At 46.8% G+C, this 12,821-nt stretch carries 12 protein-coding genes; all 12 read right to left on the bottom strand.

Going from position 1 to position 12,821, the window contains the following annotated elements; translation table 11 throughout:
* Positions 1-32: 32 nt before the first annotated feature.
* The 12 genes from ACQCVH_RS18570 to ACQCVH_RS18515 all read right to left on the bottom strand — a co-directional run bounded on the left by ACQCVH_RS18570 (position 33) and on the right by ACQCVH_RS18515 (position 12,808).
* Positions 33-962 (bottom strand): AAA family ATPase, encoded by a 930-nt coding sequence (locus ACQCVH_RS18570; protein WP_426837089.1) that lies wholly within the window; start codon positions 960-962, stop codon positions 33-35.
* Positions 959-2,086 (bottom strand): DUF4350 domain-containing protein, encoded by a 1,128-nt coding sequence (locus tag ACQCVH_RS18565; protein WP_426837088.1) that lies wholly within the window; start codon positions 2,084-2,086, stop codon positions 959-961. The genes ACQCVH_RS18570 and ACQCVH_RS18565 overlap by 4 nt, the downstream gene beginning before the upstream one ends.
* On the bottom strand, positions 2,067-2,726 hold the full coding sequence (locus tag ACQCVH_RS18560) for a DUF4129 domain-containing protein (RefSeq protein ID WP_426837087.1): 660 nt from the start codon (positions 2,724-2,726) through the stop codon (positions 2,067-2,069). The genes ACQCVH_RS18565 and ACQCVH_RS18560 overlap by 20 nt, the downstream gene beginning before the upstream one ends.
* Before the next feature lie 36 nt (positions 2,727-2,762).
* Entirely contained in the window at positions 2,763-3,689 is a 927-nt protein-coding gene (locus ACQCVH_RS18555) for a hypothetical protein (protein ID WP_426837086.1), read from the bottom strand.
* A 168-nt stretch (positions 3,690-3,857) separates the two neighbouring features.
* Positions 3,858-4,358, bottom strand: a complete 501-nt coding sequence (locus ACQCVH_RS18550) for a GNAT family N-acetyltransferase (protein ID WP_426837085.1) — start codon at positions 4,356-4,358, stop codon at positions 3,858-3,860.
* Between the two features lie 100 nt (positions 4,359-4,458).
* Positions 4,459-6,546 carry a peptidoglycan D,D-transpeptidase FtsI family protein gene (locus ACQCVH_RS18545; RefSeq protein ID WP_426837084.1) on the bottom strand — a complete coding sequence of 696 codons (2,088 nt, stop codon included), beginning with the start codon at positions 6,544-6,546 and terminating at the stop codon, positions 4,459-4,461.
* Positions 6,547-6,561: 15 nt separating this feature from the next.
* Positions 6,562-7,665 carry a hypothetical protein gene (locus ACQCVH_RS18540; protein WP_426837083.1) on the bottom strand — a complete coding sequence of 368 codons (1,104 nt, stop codon included), beginning with the start codon at positions 7,663-7,665 and terminating at the stop codon, positions 6,562-6,564.
* Complete coding sequence (locus ACQCVH_RS18535) at positions 7,649-8,203, bottom strand: sigma-70 family RNA polymerase sigma factor (protein ID WP_426837082.1); 555 nt, start codon at positions 8,201-8,203, stop codon at positions 7,649-7,651. Before ACQCVH_RS18535 ends, ACQCVH_RS18540 begins: the two co-directional genes overlap by 17 nt.
* Positions 8,204-8,563: 360 nt before the next feature.
* Positions 8,564-9,160 carry a response regulator gene (locus ACQCVH_RS18530; protein WP_426837081.1) on the bottom strand — a complete coding sequence of 199 codons (597 nt, stop codon included), beginning with the start codon at positions 9,158-9,160 and terminating at the stop codon, positions 8,564-8,566.
* Complete coding sequence (locus tag ACQCVH_RS18525; protein WP_426837080.1) at positions 9,157-10,293, bottom strand: sensor histidine kinase; 1,137 nt, start codon at positions 10,291-10,293, stop codon at positions 9,157-9,159. The genes ACQCVH_RS18530 and ACQCVH_RS18525 overlap by 4 nt, the downstream gene beginning before the upstream one ends.
* A gap of 293 nt (positions 10,294-10,586) precedes the next feature.
* Positions 10,587-11,621: a Delta(5) desaturase DesA gene (gene desA / locus ACQCVH_RS18520; RefSeq protein ID WP_426837079.1), complete on the bottom strand. Its 1,035-nt coding sequence runs from the start codon at positions 11,619-11,621 to the stop codon at positions 10,587-10,589.
* Between the two features lie 401 nt (positions 11,622-12,022).
* Complete coding sequence (locus tag ACQCVH_RS18515; protein ID WP_426837078.1) at positions 12,023-12,808, bottom strand: glucose-1-dehydrogenase; 786 nt, start codon at positions 12,806-12,808, stop codon at positions 12,023-12,025.
* Positions 12,809-12,821 lie beyond the last annotated feature (13 nt).

The following is a 12,821-nucleotide window of genomic DNA, read 5'->3' as shown; positions in this document are numbered from 1 at the left end:
CGATAAGGAGCCGTTTTCCAGGGAGTATGCCTCTATCTCGGAACAGGAACCGATCCCACCAGTTCATCGATTGTCTGGTCAACAGTTCTTCCCTCCAATTCTGCATTTGGGGATAATTGGATCCTATGCCTTAAAGCTGGCTTGGAAACCATCTTGATGTCATCAGGGGTCACATAATCGCGGCCAGCCAGAAAGGCCCATGCCCTGCCGGCTTTTCCAATGGAGATGGCTGCCCTTGTACTGGCTCCGAACCTGATGGACTCTGCCTCCCGCGTTTTCCTGACAATCTGCATGACATAATCCAGGATATCATTGCTTAAAGCCACGCTCTCAATTTTTTTCCGCATGGACATGAAGTCATCGAGTGAAAGTGCCTGCATGATTGACCCGGCCTCCATCCGTCCTTCCAGCACAGACTGAAGCACAAGCTTTTCTTCATCAAATTCTGGAAAGCCAATGATCAATTTGAAAAGGAAGCGGTCCTGCTGGGCCTCAGGCAAGGGATATGTCCCTTCAAATTCTATCGGATTCTGGGTTGCCGCCACAAAAAATGCTTCCGGGAGCTGATAGGTTTCACCCTGAATAGTCACTTGCTTCTCTTCCATCGCTTCCAAAAGCGCAGCCTGTGTCTTAGCAGGTGTCCTGTTGATTTCATCTGCGAGCAGGACATTCGTAAAAATCGGCCCTTTCAGCGTTTGGAAGGAGCTTTCCTTCATGTTATAGATCATGCTTCCGGTTATATCGCTCGGGAGAAGGTCCGGTGTGAACTGGATCCGGCTGAACTCACCGCCAAGAAGCCCGGCCAGCGTCTTGACCATCTGGGTCTTCCCGGTGCCCGGCACCCCTTCGATCAATACATGCCCCCCGGAGAGGATTGCGGCAAGCAGCAGCCTCAGATTCAGTCCCTGTCCTTTTATCCGTTCCTCATACTGCTGCAGCAGTAATGATGTATCTTGTTTCATTTTTTCTCCACCTCTTTCCTTAAATCATCCAGTTGTGCAGACCAGCGCAAATAATCTTTTTTATGCAAATTCTCTTCTTTTAATACAAAAGATATCCCTTCAGTGAATGACTTTACCTTTTCTTCAGTCAAGGAAGGAGCTTTTGCCAGGATGGATTCCCCGGCTTCTTCCCAGCCGCGGCTTGAAGGGATGCCCCATTTTTCCTGCAGCAGCTCTTTCGTATAATCAGCCTGGATCCTGAGCGAGTCCTGGTAGCGCCGCCCCCTTATGTGCCAGGCAGACAAAGCAGCAATCTTTTCATCGGTAAAACGGACAGTCTCCTCCCTCGGCCAGTCGACAGGACCAAACCTTTTGCCTTTATAAAAGACCCATAATAAGGCGAGCAGGGCGCCCTGTACAAGAATAATGAGGAACCACTGCGGATACGCCCCTGCCCCGGAAGCGGACTCCTGCCCATGCAAATATTCATCTACGAATATATCCTCTGCAGCTGCTTCGTCCATTAATGCCAGGATGAGCTCTAAATGGCTTTCATCCAGGATTATTCCATTTGTGAGCCAGGAAGGGGAATTGGCGGCAATCAGGCTGCCTTTGCCAACTGCCCTTTTGATTGCCAGCGCACCCAGCTCATCTGAAAACAGAATCTCATCTCCAGGTTCTTCTGTGATCCTGAACACTGAGGTTACATCAGCGCTGTACATGCCCCCATTCTCGTCTTTAACCTTGACGGCGTCCTCCCCATCAGCGGCTAATTGTTCTGTTTTTATCCCGAACATGGGTGCAGGATTTTCCTTGAATAATAGAATGGTATGGCCATTCTCCAGGAATCTCTTATAAGCGGCCATCTCCTCACGGTCAGGCACAGAACGCGGCTCTGCCATGATCAGAAGGATGGGCTCTTCAGGGTTTGGAAGCAGACCGGGATTCCTGCTCCATTTTCTGATGCTGGAGCCGTTTTGCTCCAAATATGTATACATTCCCTTAATGCCTGTCGGCGAAGGGGATTTGGCAAGATAGGGAGGATAGCTGGCAGGCGCGTCTCCCGCCAGCAAGTAGCTGGCCATAATAAACAGCAGCAGCGGAAATATCCAGTAAAAAGCCTTTTTAATCAGCGGATTCCGCAATTTCCGGTTCCCTCCCTTCCTGCAGGTTTGCACTATTGTCCATAAGTCTCAATGCTTCTTTCTTGTATTGCTGGAACTCACTCGGCTTTACGCTTTGACCCCCGTAGGCAGCCCTGTCAAAAAGCGCTGACAGGGAAAAGAAAATATCAGCCGTTTTGCTGTCTGTTTTTTTGAGTTCCTCATAATAATCCCAGTTCGTTTTCCATATTTTTGCCTTCAGCCATCCGTGTTCATTGAACCATAGCAAAAGGGCAAGGAATATATGCCTTGCTCCCTTTGTCAGATCCCCGGCTTCCTCATGGTTTCCGGCTTCCTCAAGATGCTTCTTATAGGACCAGCTGATCTCAGAGGCCCTGTCGAGAGGCTGATGCTCCTGCAAAAACCTTTGCCTTTTGGCAGCCCTTGCAGCCGCAAACACGACTATACCAATGAAAAGGACTCCCGCCAGGATCATGATGAACGGAAAGTAGCCTGAAGAGCCGCTGGAAAATTCTATCTGCGGGAACAGTCCTTCAAGCCACGTGAAGAATTTTTCCCTCAGCTTCTCAAGAAAGCTCTCCCCCTGATCCTGATAGACGGTATATTCCCTGTCTTCCAATATCTCAGATAGTTCTTTTCTTGCTTGCTTTTCATCTTTCAACGTCTCCACCTCTTGCCGATATTCTCAAAACTCATGCTACTGCACCCGGCTGTAGTCCTCTATCATGCTGTTAAGGTCATCGCCGCCCTGCCTTCCTTTCAGGTCAAAATACATCACAGAAAACCCGATATAATACAAACATGTTGTGACAAGGGTTGCCAGATTCAGGATGATATCAAACAGTACACTGCCTCCAAGGAGCAGGCCGGCCGTCATCTCGATTGCAAAAGATACAATCCCGATGATCAAAAACAGCAGAGCATAAATAAGGAACATATGCCAGGAGCGCCCCTGGGTCAATGTCCAGCTTTCTGAGAAACCCGGCGCTTTTTTTTCCAGAACGGTATATCCAAAATAAAAGCTCCACCTTGTCAGGAGGTACCCTACTCCAACGGCAAAAGCGAGTAAAAACAGCCCGGCAAAAATGATGCCGATCACAGGATGGACCATAGAACCGAATATACCAGTGATTGATACGAATACAATCGGCAGGATAATGATGGCGAAGGTGATTATGCTAAAAAGGATGCTTGTTCCCAGAATCGGCCAGAACCGCCTGAAAGCCTTCTTGATCACCTTTCCCGGGGTGAACTCCTCTCCTTTTCTCACCTGGTCTACCGCTATAAGGACAGCCGCCCCCGCCACAGGGATCATCAAAGCTGACAGAAGTCCGGCAAATACCAGGCCCAGATCGGCAAAAAGTGAACTTGGTGCGTAAATATCTGTTCCTGCGGTGTCTGTTTCAAAGCTTGAAGCAATTTGTTCAAACCAGCTTCCCCCGGAATTAATATCCCTGAAAAAGCTCTGTCCCGCGGCAAGGCTGAACAGTGCCTGGAGAAGATAAACCGGCCCTACCAGAATGAGAAAGATGGCCGTAAAGGAACCAAACCTGTTCCTGGCCAGGCTGAAGGTAAGGTCAAGGATCTGGCCGATACCTTTTGGCTTGTTTAATTGTGAATTCATATTTCAGCCTCCTAAATGAATGGAGAGCGCCCCCGGATAAATATCCGAATTTCAATGATGCGTTCCCCGGATGAAAAATTTGTCAATCTATTGGATATTTTAACATTTTTCTTCCAGCAGCGGGGAGTAAAAGCGTAAAACCTGGCAGTTTCCTAATATAGCAGGATACTATGATAGAAGTTTGTGATAAAAGACGGTTGTATGGAGGCTGCCGTCTTCCGAGCGGGCATAGCATGGAATCATGCCAGATTCAGTGTAACCCAGGGAACGATAAAGCAGGTTGGAAGGATCTCCCTCCCTCGTATCGAGCACAATCAGGGAAATCCCTCCTTCCTCTGCCATTTTCTCGGCAGACTCCATCAGCCGGCGGCCAATCCCTTTGCGGCGGAAGTTTGTATGTGTCATCAGCTTGCCTATTTCAGCACGGTGACTGCCGTTTTCTTTTGTGCAAAATTGAAGCTGGACAGCCCCTGCTATTTTTCCTTTTTCTTCAGCTATCAATAGGGCAGTATCATTCAGCTGCAGTTCCTTCCAGTAGGAATATGCGGCTGCTTCATCCATCGGCGGCAGAAATCCAATCGAAGCTCCGCTGTTTACTGCATCAGCCAGCAGCATGGACAGCTGTTTCAGTTCTTTTTCCCCCAAGCTCTTAAGCTCACTGATTTTCATTTAAAAATCCTCCTCTAAGTTAGTTTTAAGATTGCACGTGATCATTTCAGCCATGGAAAAAGGGGCCTATTCATGGCCCCTTACTTTCGCCTTTTCCAGTTTATTCGGTGTCATCAGTTATTTTTCCTTTTTTCAAGTCATAAAAAGCCTTCATGATGCCCTGGCCGATTTTTTTATTGATGCTGTTTTTATCAGAAGACACATAAGGCACAACGATCGAGAAGGCAACCTCCGGATCTCGTGAAGGCGAATATCCAGCCAGTGTGAGGTTATAGGTTGGTGTGTCTTTGTATAGCTTTTTCTCTTCCATACTATAATAAAACGACTGTGCTGTGCCGGTCTTTCCTGCCAGGTCATACTCCCGGTAAGGGGTTCCGCTGAAATAGCTTGCTGCAGTCCCGCCCTGTTCCTGGAATACCTTCTTGAAGCCGGTCTGAACCTGCTGGATTTCCCGCTCGCTCATGTCAATGCGGTTCAGTGTAACCGGCTCGAAGCCCTTATAGACAGGGCCAAGCTCTTTTGCCGGTGATGGTTCCCTGATTTCCCTGACAAGCTGCAGCTTCATGCGGTTGCCGTCATTAGCAATCGTCGATATATATTGTGCGAGCTGAAGGGCTGTATACGTATCATACTGTCCGATTGACAAGTCGAGAAGAAGTCCGGGCCTGTAATCGGTGCCCGGCAGTCCGCTGGATTCGTTCGGAAGGTCGATCCCCGTCTTGACACCAAGGCCGAACTGATTGAAATAATAGCGGAACTTTTCAAATGCGCCCGGATCATACGGCAGCTTCATCCCGGGGGAATATTCCTTGCCAAGCGCCCTGATTGCCGTTTTAAACATATATACGTTCGATGATTTCTTCAGTGCTTCAATATCATTCGGCGAGCCGAGCGAAAGGCTGTATGATTTTTTTACTGGAGTTTCATACAGATTTAGGGGCTCATCCTTAAATCTGGTTCCGAGCTGCAGGACGCCCATTTCATAGCCGGCAAGGACAGTTGCCCCCTTGACGGCGGACCCGACTTCATACGATGAAGTGAAAGCCCCAAGTGCATAGTCATCCACCTTATAGCCGCCATTTTCGTATTTAAGTTTCTTGCCTGAGATGGCCAGGACCTCTCCTGTCCCCGGATTGGTCATGACAACGAAGGCACTGTCGAGAAATCTTCCGCCCCCGCTTGCTTTAGCAGCTTTCAGCTCACGTTCGATGACTTCCTCCACCTTCTCCTGCAGCTCAAGATCAATGGTCAGAATCAGATCCTTCCCGCTTTTTCCGGGAGAAATCACTTCTGCTTCTTTCACTTTCCCGCTTTTGTCCACTTTGTACTCTGTTTTCGTTTTTTCTCCAGCAAGCACGTCTTCATACTGATATTCAATCTGGCTTTTCCCTACCCGGTCATTCATGCTGTAGCCCCTGGAAGTGAAATATTCCAGCCGGTCCTGAGGAAGGCCTTCCTCGCTTGAACTGATATTGCCAAGGATCGAGCGGAATGTATCGCCGTTCGGATATTCACGCTTCCAGTCCGTGAAAACATCTACACCCGGCATGTCCTGAAGATGCTCACTCACAAGAGCGGCTTCTTTACTGGTTACATTTTCATTTTTGACGATCTGCGGTGTGAGCGCGTAGCCTTTTGCCATTTCCCTGAAGATTGCGGCCACCTTTTTATCCTGAGCTGTCATTTCAGCCAGGTGCTTTTCCGGAGAAATCCTCTTGAGCTGAAGCTTATAAAGGTCTTTGTCTGTCAGCTTTTCATTTTCCAGCTCTTTCTTTTTCAGCAGTGCCTTTGCCTCTTCTTCATGTGTCAGGATCCAGAAATCCTTCAGGTCCCTTTCCGTCAGCTTATCTGTGCTCATTTCAATATATTTGGCAAGCTCTGCTGCAACATCCTTGATTTCCTCTTGCTTTGTGTTCTGGTCTTTTATATAGGAAATGGCATTCTGCCCGATATTGTCGACAATAAGCCTGCCATCCCTGTCAAAGATTTTCCCTCTTGGAACAGATTCTTTGATGACAAGGTTCTCGGTCCTGTTCAGCTCGTTCACGAAATCCTCACCTTTGACAATCTGGACCACGCCCAGCCGCACAATCAGCAGGCTGAAGCATACGAAAACAAAGAAAAAAAGCAGGTTGAGCCGGAATGGCAGCTTATTTTTTAACTTTTTTTTCTCTTTTTCCACTTCCACTTTTGTGCCCCCCTTTTATTTTATGAATTGAAAAGGCCTGGATACAGATATGTCAGCCATATCGCCCTCTGCCTGTACAATCAAAAAGAACTCGCTCCCTTCTTCAAGGATGCGGACTGGATTAGCCATCGACACCTCAAGCCTGCCGTCAGCAGAAGGGATGAAATAAATTTCGTCCTCAATCGACCCTTCCGCTATTTCAATATTTTCAGCCGGTCCGAACACAACGCCAGCACTTGCTGAAGACTTCAGTGTAATTGTATATCGGCGGCCGGGATTAAGATTTTCAAGCGAAATTCCGCCGGTGAACTTCTGTGTGCTATCCAATGAAATGGAAGCCTTCCCTTTACCTTTTTCCATAGGAACGGCCGTTTCCCCTTCCTGTTTTATGGAAATTACCGGTGAATTCTCTACAATTGATTTTATCTTCGCAGTATTGTTTGAATCCGAAGGGGCAAAGCGGATGGTATAGGTGTCTATGACGACTTGCATCTTTCCGCCTTCTTCTGCAGCCGTTTTTATTTTATTTAAGAATTCTTCCTGATTTTCAAAAGTAATCCAGCTTTCCCTTGTGTCTCCCTTAAAATGCGGCAATATAGCGGCCGAACCTGCGTCTGGCTTAAAGTAGAATTGTCCTTCAAGGAAACCGTCAGAGCCGCCGAAACCTTGTACCGTGCCGCTTATAAGCTTTTCTCCCGTGAATTCTGCATATAATGTCTGGAAAGCTCCATGCCGGCCTTCACTTTCAAGCTGCGATAAACTCATTCCCGCTACCATATCGCCGGCCGCCGCTTCCTCAGGGTCAAAAACGTTCTGGCCATAGTCGATTGGGACGATTTCTTTAATTGTGTCCTGCTGCTTCGAACTCTGTCCTTCTGTCTGCAGGAGGCCCAGCTGATATCCTGCAAAACCGCCCGCAGACAGAAAGAATACACCTGCTGTGAGCCATGCGGCAGCCCTGGGGAAAAAGGATGAATAATGTGCCGCTTTCTTTTCCTTCGCTGCCGCAATCTTTTGCCTGATCAGCCTTTTATCTTTCTCTGTAAAAACCGGGTCTTTAGAAATATAGGAATCAAATTGCCGCTTCAAATCTTCCAGCCTGTCATCCACTGAATTCATTCCCTTCTTCTTCAGAATAAAAGACTCTCAACTTATCCCGGCCCCTCCTGATCCGCGTTTTAACCGTTTCAATATGAAGATCCAGAATCTCGGCAATCTCCGGCATTGAAAATTCCTTCACATAGTACAGGAGGATGCTCTCCCTGTATTTGACCGGCAGCTCCAAAATATTTTCCATCAGGCGTTCCTGTCCATCTTTTTCAACCAGCTCATCCTCAGCCGATTTCTCCCTTCTGTCAAACCAGAATAGTTTGTCAGTAAGCTGGAGATGGAGGTAATGCCAGCTTCTTAGATGATCTTTGCATTTATTCGCTGCAATCCTGTAAATCCATGTCTTAAAAGACGATTCACCTTTAAAGTTTTCCAGATTCATATAAACACTCAGGAACACCTCCTGAAGCACATCTTCAGTCTGTGACCAGCTTTTCGTATATGTATAAATAAACCGCTTCAATTTCTCGCCATACAAATCCATGGCATATTCTATGGCTTCTTCCTTTGCAAGCTTCTGCCAATCTTTGTCTCTGTCAGGGTTCAATCGCTCCCCTCCTTGCTGCTCAAAAAGCCGTTTGTAATATAGACGCAACACAGATGTAAAAAGGGTCAAAAAACAGGGAAATTTTTCTGAAGATCATGTAATTTCTGGCTGAACTCTCCCTAAGTGGGAGTTACTGCCATGATTTAGATGTGAAGAGGCATATCATTTTCCTGGTTAAGGAGGGATTCTACATAGAATTTTATTTTTTTACTGCCTGAATTTTTAGTTTCTATACCAAAAATGTGAAGGATTCTACCTAGAATTCCTTTTATTCAACCCAGAATCAGAGATAATTTTCCCACTTGAAATATTACCAAAATACACACAAAAAAAGAGCCGGAATCCCTCCAGCTCTTCTCATTATTTAAACCAGCCCTTTTCACGCGAACGCGTGATGGCTTCAATTCGATTCTGTACTTCAAGCTTTTCCATGATTGCAGACACATAATTGCGCACTGTCCCGGATTTGATGGACAGCTCCGCTGCAATTTCATTAGTGTTCTTGCCGTCTGCGACCAGTTCAAGCACTGCTTTTTCTCTTTCGGTCAGCGGATTTTCTTCGGCGTACATGTCGTCCATCAGCTCCGGGGCATAAATGCGGCGGCCTGCCATGACACTGCGGATGCTGCCTGCCAGCTCTTCACTCGGGCTGTCTTTGAGCAGGTAGCCGCTCACGCCGGCTTTGATAGCTGACTGGAAATAGCCTGTTCTGGCGAAGGTCGTCAGAATAATGACCTTGCATGTGCCCTTCAGCTCTTCTGCTGCCTCAAGGCCGGTCTTCAGCGGCATCTCAATATCCATGATGCAGACATCCGGCTTATGTTTATGGACAAGGGATACAGCTTCGGCGCCATTTCCCGCCTTGCCGACAACCTCCATATCATCTTCAAGGCTCAGCAGCGAACCCAGTGCACCGAGCATCATACGCTGATCTTCTGCTATGACAATCCGAATCATTGCAGCTCCTCCTTTTGTCTGATCTTCACAACATTCGGCACCCGGACGGTCAGTGTGGTTCCCTCATCCAGGTACACCTCCATAGTGCCATTGACAAATTCAGCACGCTCCCTGATTCCGAGCAGGCCGCTTCCTTTGCCAATGTCCCGGTCAGGGTCCATGCCTATGCCATTGTCCCTCACTGTAACTGCAGTTTCATCATCGGCCTGTGTGATTTCCACGACTACTTCAGTAGCATTGGAGTGCTTCACCACATTATTCACTGCCTCCTTCAGACACATGCTGAGGATATTTTCCACAAATAGTGAAACATTGACAAGCTGCCGCTCCTGTTTTAGCACAAACGAAATCCCTGCAGCCTCAAGTATTTGTTCAATCAGGACCACCTCTTCCTTCAGCCGGATCCCCCTCATCTGGGAGACCATCTTCCTGACCTCATTCAGGGCGGTCCTGGCCGTCTGCTGAACATCCTTCAGCTCAGAACGGGCCTGCTCAGGATCTTTATAGACCAGTTTCCCCGCCAGATCGCTCTTAAGGCCGATCAATGAGAGCTTTTGGCCGAGCGTATCATGCAGATCCCTGGCTATCCGCTGCCTCTCTTCCATTTTCACGAGCTCGGAGATCCGTTTATTGGCATCTTCCAGCTGCGACTCCAGCCTGCCCCGCATGTTGCGGTTTTTGATGCTGAATGGCAGGAGAATGACACTGAGCCAGCTGATAATAATAAATGGAATCTGCTTCAGGAATAAGGGATCCTGCAGAACAAACTGATAGTTGATCGCTGCAGAAGCGCCGACCAGGTGAAGTATATAAAGAACGGCAAAAGCGGCCTTTCCAGTAATATTGCCGATAAAATAAGCAATGAAGAACGAAAAATACACATAGCCGAATAATGTGGTCATTGCCGATGAAATCCCGATCAGCACGACTGCCCAGATATAGACTGTCCATCCCTTCGATAGGAATGCCAGCCGGAAGCATAAATAAAAGATGACGGTTAAAATGATGCCGGCAACGATTTCCGCTGTTGATGAAGACTGGAAGATGAAATAGAAAGGCAGTATCGTTAAAATCGCCCAAATATATGGGGATATCCCGGTGCTGCTGTTAAAGACAAGTAATTTTTTCTTCATTATACAACTCCAATACCTTTGTATCCTTATTTTACATAAAAATGTCTTTTCAAAAGGCTCTTTTCTTAAACTTTGTTGTTTTCTAATAAAAAATTTTTACAGATATCACCCTGCTTGCCATGAAATAATCATGATAGGAAAAGAGCTGCTCTCTTTTTTCAAAGAGAAAGTTTTTGTATGAAGGAAAAAATCCGGCTCTTGGGATTTTTTCGAAAGCAACAATCTATACGAAAACAGCCTTTCAAAAAAGGACAGAGCCATGATTTGCGGGCTCCGTCCTTAGAATAGGCTTTTTAAACTGAAACGCTTTTCTTTTTCTGTGCTTTCAGCAGGTGATGGATTTCCCTGAAAGAAACAAAGCTGCGGCTCTGTTCATCCCATAATCGGTATTTCAGCGACTTCAAACTAGTTGATAGTGTGATCGTCTGGACATTCTTTAGCAACGGCTCCTTATTATGGGCATCCTCCAGATAATAGTTCGGAACCCTTGGGCTGAGATGATGGACATGGTGGAAGCCGATGTTGCCGGTCAGCCACTGCAGGAGTTTCGGAAGCTTATAAAAGGAGCTCCCATCAACAGCTGCCCTGACGAACTCCCATTCCTTGTCGTATTCGAAATAAGAATCTTCGAATTGGTGCTGGACATAAAACAGCCAGATGCCAAGCGCACCGGAAATATAAAAAATTGGTCCCTGGATCAGAAGGAAGGCCTTCCAGCCTACCAGCCAGCACATAAACGCAATTACCAGGACAATCAGAATGTTTGTGATATAAGTGTTCATTTTTTCCTTGGGCCGTGCTCCCTTGCGGTTGAACCGCTGGGCAATAAGGAACTCATAAATTGGTCCGAGGCCGAACATCACAAGCGGATTGCGGTAAGCCCGGTACTGCATGCGCTGCCAGAAGCTGGCGTCCAGGTATTCATCAACCGTCATGACCCATATGTCACCGGTGCCCCTTTTATTCAGGTTGCCGCTGGTTGCATGGTGGACAGAATGGCTGTGCCTCCACTGATGGAAAGGAAAGAGTGTCATCACTCCAGTGATCATGCCAAGCACTTCATTCGCCTTCTTGCTTTTGAAAAAAGAGTTATGGCAGCAGTCATGGAAAATGATGAAGATCCGCACCAGGAATCCTGCATTCACAACAGTCAGAATAAAGGTGATCAGATAGGATATTTGCATGGTTTCATAGGCCAGATACCAAATGAGAAAGAAAGGCGCCAGCGTGTTTATTAGTTGGATGATACTGCTCTTTGTATCTGCTTTTTCGTAAGGAGAGATATTTTTTCTCGATAATTTGCCAGGTTTTGACGCTTTTTTATCCATACAGTTAATCCTCCTCGTACTTGCTAATTCCATTATGTAATATAGAAAGAGGTGATGTAAGACATACATGTCATATGATGGACATGATAAACGTCATGGTTGGGTTCAGAGCCTTAATTAGTCTCCAAAATACAAAAAAGTCCTTCGACCTGGTTATGCATTTATAACCGATTTGCATTCCAGGCATGTCGCTTTACGCTGGGCCAAGCTGAGCCTTCACAAAGCGGGCTCCTGCGGGGCATCGGAAATTTTCAGCAGTGCGCCTGCCTGAAACGAAGTTCATCAGGGTATATATAATTTTTTACAAAATCAGATAACCTTAAATTCTTAGATAACCCATAAAAAAAAGAGCACGGAAAATTCTCTCCGTACCCTCTTTTTACATGTTTAAAATTTCTTTTTTAACCCTTCCCAGCCTGGAACCCAGGATATTGAGTCATCCCCCCGTCAGCGAAGAGTGTGAGCCCGGTGACATAGCTTGCTTCTTTTGATGACAGCCAGACGGCACAGGCTGCGATTTCTTCAGGCTTTCCGATATAGCCCATCGGAATGAGCTCCAGCACGCCTTTTTCCAGTTCCGGATCAGAGAATTTTTCTGCATTAATCGGTGTGTCAATGGCCCCGGGTGCAATGCAGTTGACCCGTATTCCTTTAGGGGCGAATTCAAGCGCGAGTGTCTCGGTCATCAGCTTTACGCCGCCCTTGCTGGCAGCATAGTGGACGAAATGCGGCCAGGGAATACGCTGGTGGACGGATGACATATTGATGATAGAACCTTTTATTTCGTTCTCCAGCATATAATTGATTGCCTCTCTTGCGCCAAGGAACTGACCTGTCAGGTTAGTGTTGATAACTTTATTCCAATCGTCCAATGAAAGTTCCTGTGATGGGACTTCATTTTCAATCCCTGCATTATTGACCATAACATCAAGAGAACCAAAGGTATGCACTGCATGTTCAATAATTCGCTTGATATCTTCCTCACTGCCGACATCACCCTGGATGCTGGTAGCCTTTCCTCCCGCGTTTTCAATCTTCTCAATGATTTCATCAATGTTATCATCACTGCTGTGGTAATTAATGACGACATTCGATTTTTCTGCTCCGAATCTTTCTGCCATTGCCCGGCCAAGTCCTGAGTTTCCTCCTGTTATCACAACTGTTTTTCCTTCAAGGTCTTTATACATATCCATTCTCCTT

Origin of the sequence: Bacillus infantis (assembly GCF_050107595.1) — a bacterium.
Lineage (GTDB): Bacteria > Bacillota > Bacilli > Bacillales > Cytobacillaceae > Bacillus_AB > Bacillus_AB infantis_C.
The sequence above is the reverse complement of the archived record's forward strand: the minus strand, read 5'-3'. Positions and strand labels throughout refer to the sequence as shown.

Coding starts and splice junctions, on each gene's coding strand:
- ACQCVH_RS18570 (WP_426837089.1), bottom strand. CDS start 962: ATGAAACAAGATACATCATTACTGCTGCAGCAGTATGAGGAACGGATA.
- ACQCVH_RS18555 (WP_426837086.1), bottom strand. CDS start 3,689: ATGAATTCACAATTAAACAAGCCAAAAGGTATCGGCCAGATCCTTGAC.
- ACQCVH_RS18550 (WP_426837085.1), bottom strand. CDS start 4,358: ATGAAAATCAGTGAGCTTAAGAGCTTGGGGGAAAAAGAACTGAAACAG.
- ACQCVH_RS18540 (WP_426837083.1), bottom strand. CDS start 7,665: ATGAATTCAGTGGATGACAGGCTGGAAGATTTGAAGCGGCAATTTGAT.
- ACQCVH_RS18530 (WP_426837081.1), bottom strand. CDS start 9,160: ATGATTCGGATTGTCATAGCAGAAGATCAGCGTATGATGCTCGGTGCA.
- ACQCVH_RS18525 (WP_426837080.1), bottom strand. CDS start 10,293: ATGAAGAAAAAATTACTTGTCTTTAACAGCAGCACCGGGATATCCCCA.
- desA (WP_426837079.1), bottom strand. CDS start 11,621: ATGGATAAAAAAGCGTCAAAACCTGGCAAATTATCGAGAAAAAATATC.
- ACQCVH_RS18515 (WP_426837078.1), bottom strand. CDS start 12,808: ATGTATAAAGACCTTGAAGGAAAAACAGTTGTGATAACAGGAGGAAAC.